Here is an 18514-nt window from a genome sequence, read left to right on the forward strand (position 1 = left end):
AGCGCCGGGTCGGCCGCGATCACCGTAGCGGCGGTCGGTCACCCGTTGCGCGGCCCCGGGAAGGCCGGGGGGCGGGGTTCCTCGCGGTGGGAGCCCGCTGGCTGGCCCGGGACCGAGCGGGCCGCCGGGACGACCGGGACCGGCGGGGCTCCGACCGTCGCGGCCTGCTCGGGAGCCGGGGCCGGCTCGGTGGCGGTCTGGCCGTTGGCGCGGCGGGCGCCGTAGCGGCGGTGGACCGCCTGCTTGGTGACGCCCAGCGCCGACCCCACCGCGTCCCACGAGAAGCCGAGCGAGCGGTCGAAGTCCACGGCCGCCGTCACCAGCGTCTCGACGCTGTCGCGCAGTTCCTGGGCCAGCCGGACCGTCGGAGCGGGTGCCCGGCCGTAGACGACGAATCCCGCCGAGGGGCCCGTGCGGCGTGGACGGTAGACATTGCCCAGCTGAGCGGTCAGGGTACGCAGCGCGTCCACCTGTCGGCGGACCCGCTCGATGTCCCGGACCAGGAGATGCAGGCTGGCTCGTGCCTGGGCGTCATGAGTTGCGTGGTCGGGCATCAACAAGCCTCTCGGACCGGCGGTGAACGGAGCGGAAACGGACGAGAGTTGACGAGCGGTGCGCGGCGGACCGCGGTGGCGGCCCGGCCGGTCGGTCAATCTCTCTTGACCCAACGCGCCAAGGCCGGACGGGTCACGCTATGGGGGCGCACATCCGCCGGAATGGGGCGTGCGTCCGACCGCACGCCCCTTCCCCGTCTGCTCGGGCCGACGGGGCGGTGCCCCCGCGCACGCCCTAGACTGTGCGCCGTTCCGCTCGGCGCGTGAGAGGTAGTTCGCCACCCATGAGGCTCGTCTTCGCCGGTACCCCCGAGGTCGCGGTTCCCGCCCTCGACGCCCTGCTCGCCTCGGACCGCCACGAGGTCGTGGCTGTGGTCACCCGGCCGGACGCCCCGGCCGGCCGCGGCCGGCGGATGGTCGCCAGCCCGGTCGCCGAGCGCGCCGAGGAGGCGGGCATCGAGGTCCTCAAGCCGAACCGGCCGCGCGACGAGGACTTCCTCGCCCGGCTCCGCGAGATCGCCCCCGACTGCTGCCCGGTCGTCGCCTACGGCGCGCTGCTGCCCAAGGCGGCCCTGGAGATCCCCCGGCACGGCTGGGTCAACCTGCACTTCTCCCTGCTCCCCGCCTGGCGCGGCGCCGCCCCCGTGCAGCACGCGGTGATGGCCGGTGACGAGGTCACCGGCGCCTCCACCTTCCTCATCGAGGAAGGGCTCGACTCCGGTCCCGTGTACGGCGTCCTCACGGAGCGAATCCGTCCCACCGACACCAGCGGTGACCTGCTGACCCGGCTCGCGCTCGCCGGCGGCGGGCTGCTCGCCGCGACCATGGACGGGATCGAGGACGGCACCCTCCAGGCCGTCCCGCAGCCCGCCGAGGGCGTCTCCCTGGCCCCCAAGATCAGCGTCGAGGACGCCCGGATCGACTGGGCCGCCCCCGCCCTGCGCTGCGACCGCGTCGTCCGCGGCTGCGCCCCCGCCCCCGGCGCGTGGACGGTGTTCCGCGGCGAGCGGCTGAAGGTCATGTCGCTGGCCCTCGCCCCGGACCGTACGGACCTCGCGCCCGGCGAGATCGCCGCCGGGAAGAAGAGCGTCCACGTCGGCACCGGCTCGCACGCCGTCGAGCTCCAGTGGGTCCGGCCGCAGGGCAAGAAGCCCATGCAGGCCGCCGACTGGGCCCGCGGCGTCCGTATCGCCGCAGGCGAGAAGCTCGGGGACGGCCCGGCCGCGTAGGCTGGACCTCTTCGTCACCCCCAGCTCCGGAGCACCTTTCGTGAACGATCAGCCGCCTCGTCGGAAGAACGGCCGCCCTGCCAAGCCGCACCGCCGGCCCAAGAAGGACCCGGTCCGGATCCTCGCCTTCGAGGCGCTGCGGGCCGTCGACGAGCGCGACGCGTACGCGAATTTGGTGCTCCCCCCGCTGCTCCGCAAGGCCCGCGAGAAGCACGAGGGCTTCGACGCCCGCGACGCCGCCCTCGCCACCGAGCTGGTCTACGGCACGCTGCGCCGACAGGGGACGTACGACGCGATCATCGCCGCCTGCGTCGACCGGCCGCTGCGCGAGGTGGACCCGCCGGTGCTCGACGTGCTGAGCCTCGGCGTCCACCAGCTGCTCGGCACCCGCATCCCGCCGCACGCGGCGGTCTCGGCCACGGTCGAACTGGCCCGCGTGGTCTGCGGTGACGGCCGGGCGAAGTTCGTCAACGCCGTCCTGCGCAAGGTCACCGCGCACGACCTGGACGGCTGGCTGGAGCGGGTCGCCCCGCCCTACGAGGACGACCCCGAGGAGCACCTCGCCGTCGTCCACTCCCACCCGCGCTGGATCGTCTCCGCGCTGTGGGACGCCCTCGGCGGGAGCCGCGCCGGCATCGAGGACCTGCTCGACGCCGACAACGAGCGGCCCGACGTCACCCTCGTCGCTCGGCCCGGCCGCGCCACCACCGCCGAGCTGCTGACGGCGCTCGGCGAGGACCGCGCCCTGCCCGGCCGCTGGTCGCCGCACGCCGTCCGGCTGGTCGAGGGCGGCGAGCCCGGTGCCATCGACGCCGTCCGGGAGGGGCGGGCCGGCGTCCAGGACGAGGGCAGCCAGCTCGTCGCCCTCGCCCTCGCCGCCGCCCCGCTGGACGGCCCCGACCGCCGCTGGCTGGACGGCTGCGCGGGACCCGGCGGCAAGGCCGCGCTGCTCGGCGCCCTGGCGGCGGAGCGGGGTGCCGCCCTGGTCGCCGCCGAGCGCCAGCCGCACCGCGCCCGGCTGGTCGGCCGCGCCCTGGCCGGCAACCCCGGCCCGTACCAGGTGGTGACCGCCGACGGCACCCGCCCGCCGTGGCGCGAGGGCACCTTCGACCGCGTCCTCGTCGACGTCCCCTGCACCGGCCTGGGCGCCCTGCGCCGCCGGCCGGAAGCCCGCTGGCGCCGGCGCGCGGAGGACGTGGTCGGCTTCGGTCCGCTCCAGCGCGACCTGCTGCGCGAGGCCCTGCGGTCCGTGCGGACCGGCGGCGTCGTCGGGTACGCGACCTGCTCCCCGCACCCGGCGGAGACCCGGGCCGTCGTCCAGGACGTCCTCAAGCGCGACGGCGTCGAGGTCGAGTGGATCGACGCCCGCCCGCTGCTGCCCGGCGTCCCGGCGCTCGGCGACGGACCGGACGTCCAGCTGTGGCCGCACCTGCACGGCACGGACGCGATGTACCTGGCGCTGCTGCGGCGCAGGGGCTGAGGGGCCGACCCCTGTCCCGCCGGCCCGCGACCGGATGCCCGGCGGGACCGGCGGCCGCAGCGGGCGCCCGAACCGGCCCCCGACACCGTCCCCGGGAGCGGTGTCCGCGTCTCCGTACGCACGGCGGGGCGGTCCATCACGGGGGCGAGCCGGGCGTCCCAGTTCCACGCGTCTCCGTACGCACGGCGGGGCGGTCCGGAACGTGCCCCCGGCGTGGGCGAGGCTGCCGAAGCCGCGTCACCCGGCGTGCGGTGGTCCGCGAGCGGTGCCGGACCGTGCCTTCCGCGAGGGGCCGCCGCTCGGCCGGGGACCCGCCTCGGGCAGTCGGACGGCCGCGGGCCGGGGCGGCACAGGGGCCGGGGCCCAGGGGGTGTCTGCGGGGGTCCCGTCTCCTCGCCCGGCGGTGCGGGATCGTGCCGTCCTTGAAGAGGCCGCCGCTCGGCCGGGGACCCGCCTCGGGCAGTCGGTCGGCCGTGGGCCGGAGTGGCGCAGGTGCCGCCGCGGGGCCCCGTCTCCCCGTCCGGCGGTGCCGGGCCGTGCCGTCCGCGAGGACGTCGCCGTCCGGCGGGCTCCGTCGGGACGACCGGCCGCCGCCCGTCCGCGAGGACGACCCTCGCTGTCCGGCAGGCGGCCGCCGCATGGCAGGCTTGGGGCATGACCGTCCAGATCAACCCCAGCATCCTGAGCGCGGACTTCGCCCGCCTGGCCGACGAGGCGCAGGCCGTGAAGGGCGCCGACTGGCTCCACGTCGACGTGATGGACAACCATTTCGTCCCCAACCTCACGCTCGGGGTGCCGGTCGTCGAGTCGCTGAGCAGGGCCACGTCCACGCCGCTGGACTGCCACCTGATGATCGAGGACCCCGACCGCTGGGCCCCGCAGTACGTGGAGGCGGGCGCCGGGTCCGTGACCTTCCACGCGGAGGCCGCCGCGGCCCCCGTCCGGCTGGCGCGGGAGATCCGGGCCAAGGGGGCGCGCGCGTCGATGGCGCTCAAGCCCGCGACGCCCATCGAGCCGTACGAGGACCTGCTCCCCGAGCTCGACATGCTCCTGATCATGACCGTCGAGCCGGGCTTCGGCGGGCAGAAGTTCCTGGACATCATGCTGCCCAAGATCCGCCGCACCCGGGAGCTGATCTCCCGGCACGGCCTGGAGCTGTGGCTCCAGGTGGACGGCGGCGTCTCGGCCGAGACCATCGAGCGCTGCGCGGAGGCGGGTGCCGATGTGTTCGTCGCGGGTTCGGCTGTTTACGGTACCGATGACCCGGCGGCCGCCGTACGCTCACTGCGTGAGCTCGCGGAGACGGCCACCTCGGCCGCGCCCTGGGCCTGCGGGCACTGAACCACCGGGTCCGAGGGGCCCGGGAAGGCCGGGAACGGCACCGGACGAAGATCGGGACCGCCGTTTTCTGACAGGATGTGACGGTCGAGTCCACAAGGTGAACGCAGCAGTGAGGAGAACGCGGTGTCGACGGGCCGTTCAGTGACGCCGATGGGGCCCGCCGAACTCGTGCAGGCGGCGGCCATGGCCCGCCGCTTCTATCTGGAGGGCAAGTCCAAGATCCAGATCGCCGAGGAGTTCGGCGTGAGCCGCTTCAAGGTGGCCCGGGTGCTGGAGACGGCGCTCGAACGCGATCTGGTGCGCATCGAGATCCGGGTGCCCGCCGAGCTGGACGCGGAGCGCTCCGACGCGCTGCGCGCCCGCTACGGCCTGCGGCACGCGGTCGTCGTCGAGTCCCCGGCGGACGCGGCCGAGGACGCGCCCGACCCCGAGAACCTGGGCGAGGTGGCCGCCGGGCTGCTCGGCGAGCTGGTCAACGAGGGCGACGTGCTCGGCCTCGCCTGGGGCCGGTCCACCATCCACATGGCGGCGGCCCTGCACCGGCTGCCGCCCTGCACCGTCGTCCAGCTCACCGGCGTCTACGACGCGGGCACCGCCGAGCGCGGCTCCGTCGAGGCGGTGCGCCGGGCGGCCCAGGTCTCCGGCGGCGAGGCGCACCCGATCTACGCCCCGATGCTGCTCCCCGACCCGGCGACCGCCGCCGCCCTGCGCGGCCAGACGGGGATCGCCCGGGCCTTCGACTACTTCGACAAGGTGACCGTCGCCGCGGTCTCCATCGGCTCCTGGGAGCCGGGCATCTCCACGGTCTACGACATGCTGTCGGAGGAGGAGCGCACCCACTACGCGTCGCTGGGCGCCGCCGCCGAGATGTCGGCGCACCTCTTCGACGCCGAGGGCCGCCGGATCGGGCGCGACCTGGGCGAACGCTGCATCACCGTGGAGGCGGACCGGCTCCGGCGCATCCCCGAGGTCGTGGCCATCGCGGGCGGCGCGCGCAAGGCGGCGGCGATCGGCGCCGTCCTGCGGTCGGGCCTGGTCACCAGCCTGGTGACGGACACGGCCGCGGCCGACTACCTGCTGACGGAGTCCGCTCCCGGGCCCCGGCCGGCGCTGGAGCGCGCCGACCCGGACGTCTGAGCCGCCGCCGGGAGCGCCCGGCGGTCAGGGGCAGGGGCGGCTCATGAACAGCGCGATCTCGCCCTCGGAGGCCGTTCCGGTGTAGAGGGACGTGTCCAGGCCGCAGAAGGCGAAGCCCATGCGCAGATAGGCGCTGATGGCCGGAGCGTTGGCGTTCGTCACCTCCAGCCACACGTGCCCCGCGCCGCACTCCCGGGCGTGCGCGAAGGCCCGTTCCATCAGCGCGCGGCCGACACCCCGTCCCCGGTACGCGGGGGCCACCTCGATGTCCTCGATGGTCAGCCGGCGGTTCCACGGCTCGTACGCGGTGGTGACGAAGCCGCAGAGCACGTCGCCGTCGAAGGCGGCGTACCGGCGGCTGGTGCCGTCGCCGTCCCCGGCGTCACCGTTAGCGGCGTCATCGTCCCCGGCCTCGTCGTCGTCCGGCTCGTCGTCGGGGAACACCTTGTGGACGGGCGGGTCGACGGGCACGGGCCGGAGGGCGAAGCCGTCCGGGGAGGCGGTCACCTCGTAGACGGTGTCGGTGGTGAACGAGCCGTCGAGGGCGGCCACGGCCGCGTCGTCCTCCGGCCCGGACGGACGATAGATGATCTCCTGCTGCGCCATGGCGCCACCGTACGGGGACCGGCCGGCGGCCCGTCCGGCCGGGGTCCGGCCCGGGGTCCGGCCCGGGGTTGGCCGAAGCCACAGGGCCCGCCGCGGCCGGCTGGCCGAATCCACAGGAATGCCGCGAAATCTCACAGTCATTGGCCAACAGCCCACGACATCGTGGATGATGGGTCCAGGAACCTCAGCCCGATCCGGCGCTGGTTCGAGCTGACTCCCCACCCGCTTCGTAGTTCTATTCCTGCAGGTGAGAGAGCCAGTATGCGTTTCCTCAACGATCAGAAGCCGCCGTACGATCTGACGTACGACGACGTCTTCATGGTGCCGAGCCGGTCCGCGGTCGGTTCCCGTCAGGGTGTGGACCTGTCCGCCCCGGACGGTACGGGCACCACCATCCCGCTCGTGGTCGCCAACATGACCGCCATCGCGGGCCGCCGTATGGCGGAGACCGTCGCCCGCCGCGGCGGCCTCGTGGTCATCCCCCAGGACATCCCGATCGAGGTCGTCACCGACGTCATCACCTGGGTCAAGAGCCGGCACCTCGTGCTGGACACCCCCATCGTCCTCGCCCCCACCCAGACCGTCGCCGACGCGCTGTCGCTGCTGCCCAAGCGGGCGCACGGCGCCGGTGTCGTCGTGGACGCGGACCACCGGCCCGTCGGTGTCGTCACCGAGCACGACCTGACCGGTGTGGACCGCTTCACCCAGCTGTCCGAGGTCATGTCCAAGGAACTGCTGGTCCTCGACGCCGACATCGACCCGCGCGAGGCCTTCAACCAGCTCGACGCGGCCCACCGCAAGCTGGCGCCCGCCGTCGACAAGGACGGCAGGCTGGCGGGCATCCTCACCCGCAAGGGCGCCCTGCGCGCCACCCTGTACACCCCGGCCACCGACGCCGACGGCAAGCTGCGCATCGCCGCCGCCGTGGGCATCAACGGCGACGTGGCCGGCAAGGCCAAGGCGCTGCTGGACGCCGGCGCGGACACCATCGTGGTGGACACCGCGCACGGCCACCAGGAGTCGATGATCTCCGCGATCAAGGCCGTCCGGGCGCTGGACCCGCGGGTCCCGATCGTCGCGGGCAACATCGTCGCCGCCGAGGGCGTGCGCGACCTCATCGAGGCCGGCGCGGACATCATCAAGGTCGGTGTGGGCCCGGGCGCCATGTGCACCACCCGCATGATGACCGGCGTGGGCCGCCCTCAGTTCTCCGCGGTGCTGGAGTGCGCCGCCGAGGCGAAGAAGTACGGGAAGCACGTCTGGGCCGACGGCGGCGTCCGCCACCCGCGCGACGTCGCGATGGCGCTGGCCGCCGGCGCGTCCAACGTCATGATCGGCTCCTGGTTCGCGGGCACCTACGAGTCCCCGGGCGACCTCCAGCAGTCCGCCGACGGCCGGCTGTACAAGGAGAGCTTCGGCATGGCCTCCGCCCGTGCCGTCCGCAACCGCACCTCCGAGGAGTCGGCCTACGACCGCGCCCGCAAGGGCCTGTTCGAGGAGGGCATCTCCACCTCGCGGATGTTCCTGGACCCGACCCGTCCGGGCGTCGAGGACCTGATCGACTCGATCATCGCGGGCGTCCGTTCGTCCTGCACCTACGCGGGCGCGGGCAACCTCGCGGAGTTCCACGAGCGGGCCGTCGTCGGCGTCCAGAGCGCCGCCGGTTACGCGGAGGGCAAGCCGCTGCACGCCAGCTGGCAGTAATCCCGACAGCAGCCCGGAAACCATAAAAAAGGGGCGCGGCCGATCCGGCCGCGCCCCTTTTCGTCGTTTTCCACCCGTCCGCCGACTGCCATGGTTGACGCCTACATGTACCGATTCGTAAGGTGACCTGCAACGAATGCCCATTCTTGGCATGCAGACGCAACGATCGTGCGGGCATGCGCAAGAATGGTGCATTACGAGCGCGGGCCCTCACCTCGTAGGGTTCCGCGCAGTACGTGGAGTGGCGGGTACCGCTGGCTCGCGGTCCCCCTCCTTTCTCGGTCGTCCCCCTGCCGACGCAACCGACGGGTGGCCGCTTGCGGTACCGGTGGCTCCACCGGCAGCGATGAACGGAGCGACCCCCGTGCTGGACCAAGACACAGCGCCCCCCGCCGCCGGCAACGGCAAGCGCCCCCCGCAGCCGCCCGCCGGGACCGGTTCCCGTCTGATGCGGCGCAAGCCGGTCGAGCGCCTGGTCGCCGAGGGCGGCCAGGGCGAGGGCGGCACGCTGCGCCGCTCGCTCGGCATGTGGCAGCTGACCATGATCAGCATCGGCGCCACCCTCGGCACCGGCATCTTCGTGGTGCTCGGCACCGCGGTCCCGAACGCCGGCCCCGCCGTCGTCCTCTCGTTCGTCCTCGCGGGCCTGACCGCGCTCTTCTCCGCGCTCTCCTACGCGGAGCTGGCCGGCACCATCCCGGTCTCCGGCTCCTCGTACTCGTACTCCTACGCCACGCTCGGCGAGATCGTCGCCTGGATCTGCGGCTGGTGCCTGATCCTGGAGTACGGCGTCTCCGTCGCGGCCGTGGCCGTCGGCTGGGGCCAGTACCTCAACGAGCTGCTGGACGGCACCATCGGCGTGACCATCCCCGCCTCGCTGGCCAACCCGCCCGGCGACGGCGGCATCTTCAACGTCCCCGCCCTGCTCGTCGTGCTCCTCTGCATGGCGTTCCTGCTCGGCGGCGCCAAGGAGAGCGCCCGCGCCAACGCCATCATGGTCGGCGTGAAGATCGTCGCCCTGCTGCTGTTCTGCGCCGTGGCCTTCACCGGCATCAAGGCCGGCAACTACTCGCCGTTCATGCCGCTCGGCCTGGCCGGCGTCAGCAACGCCGGTGCCAGCCTGTTCTTCTCCTACATCGGCTTCGACGCCGCCTCCACCGCCGGTGAGGAGGCCAAGAACCCGAAGAAGGACCTGCCCAAGGCGATCATGCTGTCGCTGCTGATCGTCACCGCGCTCTACGTCCTCGTCGCCGCGATCGCCGTGGGCGCCCTGCCGTGGCAGGACTTCGAGGGCTCCGAGGCCGCGCTCGCGGGCATCATGGAGGACGTCACCGGCCAGAGCTTCTGGGCCGTGCTGCTGGCGGCCGGCGCCGTCATCGCCATCGCCAGCGTGGTGCTGACCGTCCTCTACGGCCAGACCCGCATCCTCTTCGCGATGGCCCGCGACGGCCTGGTGCCCAAGACCTTCGCCAAGGTCAGCCCGAAGAAGGGCGTGCCGGTCGCCAACACGATCATCACCTGCGCCTTCTGCGGCATCCTCGCCGCGGCCGTCCCGTTGGCCGAGCTCGCCGACGCCACCAGCATCGGCACCCTCTTCGCGTTCGCCCTGGTCAACGTGGCCGTCATCGTCCTCGCCGTGAAGCGGCCCGACATGAAGCGCAGCTTCACCGTCCCGCTGTCCGGGATCCGCGTCCCGTTCGGCGGCGGCCGGTCGCTGCGGCTCGGCCTGATCTTCCCGGTGATCGGCTTCGGGCTCTGCTTCTACCTCATGTACAAGCTGCCCACCGTCACGTGGGAGGTCTTCGGGATCTGGATGGCCGTCGGGTTCCTCATCTACTTCGCCTACGGCATGCGGCACTCCCGTCTGAACGACGGACCGGGTGACGGACCGGGTGACGGGCCGGCCGAGGCGGACGCCGCCGAGGCGCCCGCCAAGGGCTAGCCCGGCCGCCACGAGTCGGGGTGTGCGCCGGATACGTGATCTACTGCTGTAGCAAGAGCAGGATCCCGTAGAAAAGTGATTCACCCGCAGTGCGACTCAACGAGCTCGACGAACGTATCGTGCACGCCCTGGCCGAGGACGCCCGGCGCTCCTACGCCGACATCGGTGCCGAGGTCGGCCTGTCCGCGCCCGCGGTGAAGCGGCGCGTGGACAGGCTGCGTGCCGAGGGGGCCATCACCGGGTTCACCGTCCGGGTGGACCCGGGGGCCCTCGGCTGGGAGACCGAGGGCTTCATCGAGCTCTACTGCCGCCGCAACACCTCGCCCGAGGCGATCCACCGCGGCCTCTCCCGCTACCCCGAGGTGGCGTCCGCCTCGACCGTCACCGGTGAGGCCGACGCCATCGTCCAGATCTTCGCCTCCGACATGCGGCACTTCGAGCGGGTGCTGGAGCGGATCGCCGGCGAGCCGTTCGTCGAACGGACCAAGTCGGTGCTCGTCCTGTCGCCGCTGCTGCGGCGTTTCAGCTCCGGGGCGCCTTCCTGACACCCGGTGCGGGTGGTGCCGGGGCGGGCTGTGGCCGGTCCCGCGAGTAGCCGGGTGCCTCTCTTCGTCCGCCGCTGTGGCTCCGGGCCGCCCGGATCGCCAGGCCGTCGGTGACGCGGGCCGTTGTCGCCTTGGTCGGCGAGTGACCCTGTGGCCCCGGGTTTCCCATCGGCTCCCCACACGTCGGCCACCCGTACGAGGGACGGTATGGTCGAGGCGCTGCCTCAGTAGGCCGCTTCCGGAACTTCGGCACCACGAGTCGCGGGGCGAAGGGTGATTTTCGGCCAGGGAGCGGGGTCAGGGAGCCGTCGTCCCGCGCAGGAACTCGTGCAGGATCGTGGTGAGTTGGGCGGGAGCGTCCTCCTGTACGAGGTGGCCAGCGCCGGGGATCGGTTCGAAGGAGGCGCCGGGTATCGCGGCGGCCAGCTCGCGGCCCTTCTCCACCGGGATCCACGCGTCCTCGGTGCCCCAGCACACGGTGACCGGGATGGCGATCTCGCCGTAGCGGGCCTGGATCTCGTCGGTGTACCGCTGGTCGGCCTGGGCGATCTGGCGGTAGAAGGCCGGCCGTCCCGCCGCGTCGAGCCAGGGCTCGGCGAGCCGCTCCAGGACGGCGGGGTGCAGGCCGGGGCCGCCGGCCGACCCGATGTACTCGCGGACCAGCGCGGCGTGCAGGGCGGGCGGCAACTGCGCGAAGACGTCGGAATGCCGGGCGACGAGCCGGAAGAACGGCGAGCCCCACGGGGCCATCGCGACCGGGTCGACGAGGGCGAGCGCCCGGTAGCGGGCGGCGTGCAGCAGGTGGGCCCGGAGGGCGACGGCGCCGCCGAAGTCGTGGGCCACGACCCGTGGTTCGTCCAGCCCCCAGTGGTCGAGGAGCGCGGTGAAGACCCGGCCCTGGGCGGCCAGGGAGACGTCCTGGCCCGTCGCCTTCTCCGACTGCCCGTAACCGGGCATGTCCCAGACGTACACCGTGTGGTCGCGGGCGAGCGAGCGGGCCACCGACCGCCAGACGAAGGACGAGAACGGGGTGCCGTGCAGCAGCACGACCGGCGGCCGGTCCGGCTGCCCGAGGCGGTCCCAGCGGACCTCGCCGGAAGGGCCGGCGAAGGTCCGCGTCAGCTGCCAGTCACTCATGGGATCCCTCTCGGTCGGGTGAACGAGCGTGAGGAATCGATCTTGCCCGGATCAGGCCCCGGTCGTCGAACCCGGCCGGACGATCATCAGAACCGTGACGATCGCCCAGGTCAGCGCGAACAGGCCGGTGATCATCGACAGTCGGGGGAGGCCCGCGGCGAGCTTGGGAGCCGCCTCCGGCTCGGCTTCCTGGAGGTCCAGCGCGTCGATGATCGCGTCCTGGCTGAACACCGCGACCGCCAGCAGGACCGCCGCCACCGCCGTCAGTGCCATCGAGACGACCAGCCAGGTGTCGCCGAGGACGCCCATCCGCTGGGCCGTCGCCATACCGAAGGCGGGAACGGTCACCGAGATCGCCGAGTAGACCCGGGTGATGCGGTGGAGGATCCGCAGGGCCGAGGTGCCCTTTTCGGTGCGGTCACCGTCCGGGGCCAGGGCCTGCCGCGCGAAGCGGGGGAAGAGGCTGGCGGCCACGGTCGCCGGACCTATGAGCAGGATCGCTGCCAGCACGTGCAGGCTGAGCAGGAGTTTCGTCATGGCTTTCCGCTCCCATCGCGGTCGGGCGGGCAGAACCGGCCGGCCGAGGGTTTCAGTCTGGCTTAAACATCGTGAGACGCTAGCATCCCTGGGCGGCGTGGCCGGAAGTGGCCCCGGGGGTGAGGGCCGGCGGGTAGTGCGGACGTGATGCGGGCGAGAGGTGATGGTGATGGCCGGGGACGAGCGGAGGGAAGCGGTCCGCGCGGAGCCTCCGGGCGGGCCGTCCGCCGCGGAGGGGCCCGGGCCTAGCGCACGCCCGGCCGGCGGTGACCCTCGCGGCGGCGGGCCTCCGGCCGGTGGGCCGCCGGGCATGTCGCTGCCGTTGATGCTCATCGGGCTCGGCCGCTTCGTCGAGGACGCGGCGCACCGCGTGCTGTCCGCCCGGGACGGATACTCGCTGCGCATGATGGGCGCCCTCGGCCACCTCGCCCGAGAGCCCGGTCTCTCCTACAGCGAACTGGGGCGGCGCGCCGGCGTGACGGCGCAGAGCATGCAGGCCACGGTGCTCCGGCTGGAGGAGGCCGGCGCCGTCGCGCGGACGACGCCCGCCGGGCGGGGGCGCAAGGCGGAGCTCCAGGTCACCGAGCGGGGCCGGCGGATGCTCGACGACATGCGGCGGGTCCTCGCCGGGCTGGAGGGCCCGCTGACGGCCGGGCTGTCCGCCGAGGAGCGGTCGGTGCTGGCGCGGGTGCTGGGGCGGATGGCGGGCAACGCGGCGGCGGCTTCGGGCCGCTGAGCGGCCGCCCGCCGCCCGCCGCCCGCTGGGCGGGCGGGGCGCGGGGAGAGGTTCGGGCTCGCGCCCCCGCCGCGCTGTAGGCCGGTGTCGACCCGGCCGACCGAGACACCACCGGCACCACCGGCCTCTGGAGCAGCGCTGACCTCGGCCTACTGCCGGCCTGTGGGGTGCCGGCAGGCTGCGGGACGCCACCGGTCTTCGGGAGGCCACCGGTCTCCGGGCAGCACCGGCCCTTCGGAGGTCACCAATCTCTGGGACACACCAGCTTTCGGGCGCCACCGGCCTTCGAGGGGCCACCGTCCTCCGGGCAGCACCGGCCTTCCGGGGGTCACCAGCCTGTGGGACACCACTAGGCCGCGGACACCACCGGTCTTCGACGGGCCGCCGGCAGCATCGGTCTCTGGGGCTGCGCTGACCCCTGCCTACTGCCGGCCTGTGGGGTGCCGGCAGGCTGCGGGACGCCACCGGTCTTCGAGAGGCCACCGGTCTCCGGGCAGCACTGGCCCTTCGGGGGTCACCAATCTCTGGGACACACCAGCTTTCGGGCGCCACCGGCCTTCGAGGGGCCACTGGCTCCGGACCGCCACCGGTCTGTGGGCATTACCAGCCTTCGTGGCACCACCAGGCTGCGGACACAACCGGCCTTCGAAGGGCCGCCGGCAGCACCGGCTTTAGGGCGCCACCGGTCTCCGGGGCACCGCCGGACTTCGACAAAGAGCCGGACTTCGGGGTACTACGTGTCTCCAGGGCGCCACTGGCTTTCGGGGGTTGCCGGTCTTGGGCAGCGCTGGGCCTGGGAGCGTCGCCGCCTCATGGCGGCTGCCTTCGGGGTGGTGCGGCCGGTTCGGCGGACGGAGCGGCGGGGGAGTCTGCTCCGCGACGGTCGGGGTGGCGTCGGAGATCGGATGGTCGCGGCTGCTCGGTTACGAGGCGGAGGCCGGGCGGGTACCGGCCGCGTGCCAGGGCCCGGCCCGTTCGGGCGGGGGTAGGGCGGTCGGTCTCGACGTGGGGGAGTGGACCCTGGTGTTTCGAGCCGCGCGGGGCCCGCGCTCGGGGTCGTTCAGCCAGCTTCGGAACGGTGGATCCGGAGCCGTGCGATCTCCGTCGCCTTGGCTGCGTGCCGGGTTGTGTGGTCGGTTTCGGCGTGTGGCATCAGGCCGCGCGCTCCAAGCCGGCCCGGAGCGCGAGCCGGGGCCCGGCCCGTTCGGGCGGGGGTCGGCCACGAGCTGGGCAGCCGATCTTGACGCGGCGGAGTCGATCCTTGCGTTCCGACCTGCGATCGGGGGCGTGCGGTCGGTTCCGGCGTCGGGAACGTGCCGCGTGGTCCAAGCCGGCCCGGCCCGGGCCGCTACCGGGCCGAGAACCGGGCCCGACCCGTTCGGGAGGCCGGCTCCTGGGACCGGCCACGAATAGGGCGGTCGGTCACTGCGCGATGGAGAGGATCCTCGTGTTTCGAGCCGCGTGAGGCCGTGCTTGGGGGCGTGCGGTCGGTTTCGGCTTGTTGGAATCGGGGCTGTGTGATCTCCCTCCCTCTGGGCTGCGCGCCGGGTCGTGTGGCCGTTTTCGGTGCGCGGCATCAGGCCGCTCGCTCCAAGCCGGCCTGGAGCGCGTGCCGGGGCCCGGTTCGTTCGGGCGGGGGCCGGCCGTGGATAGCGCGGTCGGTCTCGATGTGGTGGAGCGGATCCTTGTGTTCCGATCCGCGCTCGGGAGATGCGGCCGGTTTCGGCGCGCTGGGGCTGGGGCCGTGCGATCTCCGTCGTTCCGGGCAGCGCGCCGGGTCGTGTGGGCGGTTTCGGCGTGGGGGCACGGGCCGCGTGATCCAAGCCGGCTTGGGGCGGCCGGGTCGTGGCCCGGTCTGTTCGGGTGCGGTCGGTCTTGATGCGGCGGAGGTGGAGCCTTGTGTTTCGGGCCGTGCGGGGCCGCGCGTGCGGTCGGGTTCGGTGTGGGGGAACGGGCCGCGTGGTTCGGGTCGGGGTGGGGTGGGGGAGGGGCGTGCAATGAATCGCCGCCTATGCGGGAAAAGGCGCAACGAATCGCTCGGCAGGACGCAACATCCGTAGCTTGTCGCCCAGAGACGCCGGGCCGTACCGTCAAGGCGTTTAACGGAATCCTGACCGGAATCCCGCCGAAAGTTCATCGAAACGCCCTCACCCCGCACTTCGCGCACTCCCGAAGAGGACACATGAAGCCGCTGCGTATCGCGCTGTTCCAAGGGCCCTGTGGCGTTCCGTCCTCGACGGCCGCCTCCCTCGGCGCGCTGGACGCCGCGGCCCGCCGCGCGGCGGAGTCCGGCGCCCGGCTGCTGCTCACCAACGAGCTCTACCTGACCGGCTACGCCCTCGGCGACCTGGTCCCCGACCGCGCCGAACCCGCCGACGGCCCCGGAGCCCAGGCCGTGGCCGAGATAGCCGCCCGGCACGGGCTGGCCATCGGGTACGGCTACCCGGAGCGGGACGGCGCCGCCGTCTACAACGCGCTTCAGCTCATGAGTCCGCAGGGCACCCCGCTCGCGCACTACCGCAAGACCCACCTCTTCGGCGCGTACGAGACGACGTACTTCACGCCCGGTACGGAAGCGGTGGTGCAGGCGGAGCTCGACGGTGTCCGGCTGGGGCTGCTGATCTGCTACGACGTCGAGTTCCCGGAGCCCGTGCGGGCCCACGCGCTCGCCGGCACGGAGCTGCTGCTCACGCCGACCGCGCTGATGCGGCCCTACGAGATCGTGCCGCAGACCGTCGTCCCGGCCCGCGCCTGGGAGAGCCAGCTCTACATCGCCTATGTCAACCGGTGCGGCACGGAAGGCGAGTTCGCCTTCGCCGGGCTGTCCTGTCTCGCCGCCCCGGACGGGACCGTACGCGCCCGGGCCGGCGCCGACGAGGATCTGCTCGTCGCCGAGGCCGACCCCGCCCTGCTCCACCGGTCGCGCGCCGAGAACACCTACCTGGCCGACCGCAGGCCGGAGCTCTACACGCGGCTCGTCTGAGTCCGCCCCCCTCACTTCACCGTCACACCCCCCTTGCACGCAGGAGAGTTCAGCCGATGACGTCCACGGTGCCCACCGCCGTCCACGACGAGCAGGTCCAGCAGAACGAGCCGCCGATCACCATGTTCGGGCCGGACTTTCCCTTCGCCTACGACGATTACCTGGCCCACCCGGCCGGCCTGGGCCAGATACCGGCCACCGAGCACGGCGCCGAGGTCGCGGTCATCGGCGGCGGGCTCTCGGGCATCGTGGCGGCGTACGAGCTGATGAAGATGGGCCTCAAGCCCGTCGTCTACGAGGCGGACCAGATCGGCGGCCGGCTGCGCACGGTCGGCTTCGACGGCTGCGCCGAGGGCGCGGACGCGGGACTGACCGCCGAGATGGGCGCCATGCGCTTCCCCCCGTCCTCCACCGCCTTCCAGCACTACATCGACCTGGTGGACCTGGAGACCAAGCCGTTCCCCAACCCGCTCGCCCCCTGCACCCCCTCCACCGTCGTGGACCTCAAGGGCGAGAGCCACTACGCGGAGACCATCGACGACCTGCCGCAGGTCTACCGTGACGTCGCCGCCGCCTGGGCCGCCTGCCTGGAGGAGGGCGCGGACTTCTCCGACATGAACCGCGCCATGCGTGAGCGCGACGTGCCCCGCATCCGCGAGATCTGGGCCAAGCTCGTCGAGAAGCTCGACAACCAGACCTTCTACGGCTTCCTCTGCGAGTCCGAGGCGTTCAAGTCCTTCCGCCACCGGGAGATCTTCGGCCAGGTCGGCTTCGGCACCGGCGGCTGGGACACCGACTTCCCCAACTCCATCCTGGAGATCCTGCGCGTCGTCTACACCGAGGCGGACGACCACCACCGCGGCATCGTCGGCGGCAGCCAGCAGCTCCCGCTCCGGCTCTGGGAGCGCGAGCCGGAGAAGATCGTCCACTGGCCGCAGGGCACCTCGCTGTCCTCGCTGCACGACGGCGCGCCCCGCCCGGCCGTGACCCGCCTGCACCGCACGGCGGGCAACCGGATCACGGTCACCGACGCCAACGGCGACATCCGCACCTACCGCGCGGCGATCTTCACCGCCCAGTCCTGGATGCTGCTGTCGAAGATCGAGTGCGATGACGCGCTCCTCCCGATCGACCACTGGACGGCGGTCGAGCGCACCCACTACATGGAGTCCTCCAAGCTGTTCGTGCCGGTGGACCGGCCGTTCTGGCTGGACAAGGACGCGTCGGGCCGGGACGTCATGTCGATGACGCTCACCGACCGGATGACGCGCGGTACGTACCTGCTGGACGACGGTCCGGACAAGCCCGCCGTGATCTGCCTCTCCTACACCTGGTGTGACGACAGCCTCAAGTGGCTGCCGCTCTCCGCCAACGAGCGCCTGGAGGTCATGCTCAAGTCGCTCGGCGAGATCTATCCCGGCGTCGACATCCGCAAGCACATCATCGGCAACCCGGTGACGATCTCCTGGGAGAACGAGCCCTACTTCATGGGCGCGTTCAAGGCCAACCTCCCCGGCCACTACCGCTACCAGCGCCGGCTGTTCACCCACTTCATGCAGGACCGCCTCCCCGAGGACAAGCGCGGCATCTTCCTCGCGGGCGACGACATCTCCTGGACGGCCGGCTGGGCCGAGGGTGCCGTGCAGACCGCGCTGAACGCCGTCTGGGGCGTTATGCACCAGTTCGGCGGGGCCACCGACCCGACCAACCCCGGCCCGGGCGACGTCTACGACGAGATCGCTCCCGTCGAGCTGCCCGAGGACTGATCCGACGGGGCGGAGAGGGGGCCCGGGCCGGAGAACCGGCTCATCTCCTCTCTCCGTCCGGGAAGCGCTCCGCCGTCGTTCGCCCGGCGCGCGGGGCGCTTCCGCCGTCCCGGCCGTCCCCGCACCCCAGCGGGGTCAGCAGACAGCGGCCCACCAGCCCCACGCTCGCGTCGACCCGCTCGGCGAACTCGGCCGCCGTCCCTTGCCGTTCGCGCAGCGCCCACAGGGTGCGGAAGGCCGCCCACGCCGCCCCGCGCGCGGCCTCCAGCGTCCACGAGCCGAGCAGATGGGTGAGCGGATCGGCCACGTCCAGCAGGTCGGGGCCCGGCATCAGGGCCTCGCGGATCCGCTCCTCCAGGGAGACCAGCAGCTCGCCGACCCGGTGGAAGTCCCCCTCCAGGTCCTTGGGTTCGGCGCCCAGCCCGTGGCAGGTGTCGGCGAGGGCGAGCGGCAGGTCATGGCCGATATGGGCGTTGATGCCCGCCAGCGCGAACTGCACCGGCCGCACGGCGGGGTGCCCGCGGAGCTGGAACAGCGGGCGCCAGCAGGCCGGCGGTCTTCGGCCGGCCGCCGCCTCGTCGACCGCGTCCAGATAGCGGCTCGCGAACAGCACGTCCAGCGTGGTGGTGGCGAGGCGGTCGTGGAACCCGCCGTCCGGCACCCGCCGCGCCATCTCCTCGGTGACCGCCAGATACACCCCGTTGAAAACCGCCACCCCGTCCTCGGACGGCAACTCGGCGGCCAGCGCCCGCATTCGGGCGACCACCCGCTCGATGGCGGTCATGGGGACCACGGGGATCGTGGGGGTTGTCTCTTA

General features: G+C 73.0%; 15 protein-coding genes. 10 read left to right on the forward strand and 5 right to left on the reverse strand.

Annotation, left to right across the window (positions count from 1 at the left end; translation table 11 throughout):
• Positions 1–38 precede the first annotated feature (38 nt).
• Entirely contained in the window at positions 39–554 is a 516-nt protein-coding gene (locus ACSNOK_RS17215; RefSeq protein WP_436781573.1) for a hypothetical protein, read from the reverse strand.
• A 284-nt stretch (positions 555–838) separates the two neighbouring features.
• Between ACSNOK_RS17215 and fmt the strand changes: the two genes are divergently transcribed.
• The 4 genes from fmt to ACSNOK_RS17235 all read left to right on the forward strand — a co-directional run bounded on the left by fmt (position 839) and on the right by ACSNOK_RS17235 (position 5741).
• Positions 839–1783, forward strand: a complete 945-nt coding sequence (fmt, locus tag ACSNOK_RS17220; RefSeq protein ID WP_436781574.1) for a methionyl-tRNA formyltransferase — start codon at positions 839–841, stop codon at positions 1781–1783.
• 40 nt (positions 1784–1823) lie between these two features.
• Complete coding sequence (locus ACSNOK_RS17225) at positions 1824–3263, forward strand: RsmB/NOP family class I SAM-dependent RNA methyltransferase (RefSeq protein ID WP_436781575.1); 1440 nt, start codon at positions 1824–1826, stop codon at positions 3261–3263.
• 654 nt (positions 3264–3917) lie between these two features.
• Entirely contained in the window at positions 3918–4604 is a 687-nt protein-coding gene (gene rpe, locus ACSNOK_RS17230; RefSeq protein WP_436781576.1) for a ribulose-phosphate 3-epimerase, read from the forward strand.
• A 150-nt stretch (positions 4605–4754) separates the two neighbouring features.
• Positions 4755–5741 (forward strand): sugar-binding transcriptional regulator, encoded by a 987-nt coding sequence (locus ACSNOK_RS17235; RefSeq protein WP_436781577.1) that lies wholly within the window; start codon positions 4755–4757, stop codon positions 5739–5741.
• Positions 5742–5765: 24 nt separating this feature from the next.
• Here ACSNOK_RS17235 and ACSNOK_RS17240 read toward each other — a convergent pair whose 3' ends face one another.
• The gene (locus ACSNOK_RS17240; RefSeq protein WP_436781578.1) at positions 5766–6347 is read right to left on the reverse strand and encodes a GNAT family N-acetyltransferase; all 582 of its coding nucleotides are present in this window, start codon (positions 6345–6347) and stop codon (positions 5766–5768) included.
• Positions 6348–6608: 261 nt separating this feature from the next.
• Here ACSNOK_RS17240 and ACSNOK_RS17245 point away from each other — a divergent pair, with 261 nt between their 5' ends.
• The 3 genes from ACSNOK_RS17245 (at position 6609) to ACSNOK_RS17255 (ending at position 10538) form a co-directional block, all read left to right on the forward strand.
• Positions 6609–8051 (forward strand): GuaB1 family IMP dehydrogenase-related protein, encoded by a 1443-nt coding sequence (locus ACSNOK_RS17245; protein WP_436781579.1) that lies wholly within the window; start codon positions 6609–6611, stop codon positions 8049–8051.
• A gap of 364 nt (positions 8052–8415) precedes the next feature.
• Positions 8416–9993: an amino acid permease gene (locus tag ACSNOK_RS17250; protein ID WP_436781580.1), complete on the forward strand. Its 1578-nt coding sequence runs from the start codon at positions 8416–8418 to the stop codon at positions 9991–9993.
• Between the two features lie 89 nt (positions 9994–10082).
• Entirely contained in the window at positions 10083–10538 is a 456-nt protein-coding gene (locus ACSNOK_RS17255; protein WP_004948618.1) for an Lrp/AsnC family transcriptional regulator, read from the forward strand.
• A 297-nt stretch (positions 10539–10835) separates the two neighbouring features.
• On the opposite strand, the gene ACSNOK_RS17260 is transcribed toward ACSNOK_RS17255, so the two are convergent.
• Both ACSNOK_RS17260 and ACSNOK_RS17265 read right to left on the reverse strand, forming a co-directional pair.
• Positions 10836–11675, reverse strand: coding sequence for an alpha/beta fold hydrolase (locus ACSNOK_RS17260; RefSeq protein WP_436781581.1), 840 nt, complete (start codon positions 11673–11675; stop codon positions 10836–10838).
• 51 nt (positions 11676–11726) lie between these two features.
• Entirely contained in the window at positions 11727–12212 is a 486-nt protein-coding gene (locus ACSNOK_RS17265; protein ID WP_436781582.1) for a DUF2269 family protein, read from the reverse strand.
• Between the two features lie 310 nt (positions 12213–12522).
• Between ACSNOK_RS17265 and ACSNOK_RS17270 the strand changes: the two genes are divergently transcribed.
• The 3 genes from ACSNOK_RS17270 to ACSNOK_RS17280 all read left to right on the forward strand — a co-directional run bounded on the left by ACSNOK_RS17270 (position 12523) and on the right by ACSNOK_RS17280 (position 17697).
• Complete coding sequence (locus tag ACSNOK_RS17270) at positions 12523–12948, forward strand: MarR family winged helix-turn-helix transcriptional regulator (RefSeq protein ID WP_436781583.1); 426 nt, start codon at positions 12523–12525, stop codon at positions 12946–12948.
• 2182 nt (positions 12949–15130) lie between these two features.
• A complete protein-coding gene (locus tag ACSNOK_RS17275) occupies positions 15131–15931 on the forward strand; it encodes a carbon-nitrogen hydrolase family protein (RefSeq protein WP_436781584.1) in 801 nt (266 codons plus the stop codon).
• Between the two features lie 56 nt (positions 15932–15987).
• Positions 15988–17697 (forward strand): flavin monoamine oxidase family protein, encoded by a 1710-nt coding sequence (locus tag ACSNOK_RS17280; RefSeq protein WP_436781585.1) that lies wholly within the window; start codon positions 15988–15990, stop codon positions 17695–17697.
• Between the two features lie 40 nt (positions 17698–17737).
• Here ACSNOK_RS17280 and ACSNOK_RS17285 read toward each other — a convergent pair whose 3' ends face one another.
• Entirely contained in the window at positions 17738–18481 is a 744-nt protein-coding gene (locus tag ACSNOK_RS17285; RefSeq protein ID WP_436781586.1) for a DUF5995 family protein, read from the reverse strand.
• Between the last annotated feature and the right edge of the window lie 33 nt (positions 18482–18514).

Source organism: Streptomyces sp. URMC 126 (assembly GCF_051386555.1).
In the GTDB taxonomy this organism is placed as follows: Bacteria; Actinomycetota; Actinomycetes; order Streptomycetales; family Streptomycetaceae; genus Streptomyces.

Bases quoted from the DNA above. Each gene is read 5' to 3' on its own strand.
- ACSNOK_RS17215 (WP_436781573.1), bottom strand. From the start codon at position 554: ATGCCCGACCACGCAACTCATGACGCCCAGGCACGAGCCAGCCTGCAT.
- fmt (WP_436781574.1), top strand. From the start codon at position 839: ATGAGGCTCGTCTTCGCCGGTACCCCCGAGGTCGCGGTTCCCGCCCTC.
- rpe (WP_436781576.1), top strand. From the start codon at position 3,918: ATGACCGTCCAGATCAACCCCAGCATCCTGAGCGCGGACTTCGCCCGC.
- ACSNOK_RS17235 (WP_436781577.1), top strand. From the start codon at position 4,755: ATGGGGCCCGCCGAACTCGTGCAGGCGGCGGCCATGGCCCGCCGCTTC.
- ACSNOK_RS17240 (WP_436781578.1), bottom strand. From the start codon at position 6,347: ATGGCGCAGCAGGAGATCATCTATCGTCCGTCCGGGCCGGAGGACGAC.
- ACSNOK_RS17245 (WP_436781579.1), top strand. From the start codon at position 6,609: ATGCGTTTCCTCAACGATCAGAAGCCGCCGTACGATCTGACGTACGAC.
- ACSNOK_RS17260 (WP_436781581.1), bottom strand. From the start codon at position 11,675: ATGAGTGACTGGCAGCTGACGCGGACCTTCGCCGGCCCTTCCGGCGAG.
- ACSNOK_RS17265 (WP_436781582.1), bottom strand. From the start codon at position 12,212: ATGACGAAACTCCTGCTCAGCCTGCACGTGCTGGCAGCGATCCTGCTC.
- ACSNOK_RS17270 (WP_436781583.1), top strand. From the start codon at position 12,523: ATGTCGCTGCCGTTGATGCTCATCGGGCTCGGCCGCTTCGTCGAGGAC.
- ACSNOK_RS17275 (WP_436781584.1), top strand. From the start codon at position 15,131: ATGAAGCCGCTGCGTATCGCGCTGTTCCAAGGGCCCTGTGGCGTTCCG.
- ACSNOK_RS17280 (WP_436781585.1), top strand. From the start codon at position 15,988: ATGACGTCCACGGTGCCCACCGCCGTCCACGACGAGCAGGTCCAGCAG.
- ACSNOK_RS17285 (WP_436781586.1), bottom strand. From the start codon at position 18,481: ATGACCGCCATCGAGCGGGTGGTCGCCCGAATGCGGGCGCTGGCCGCC.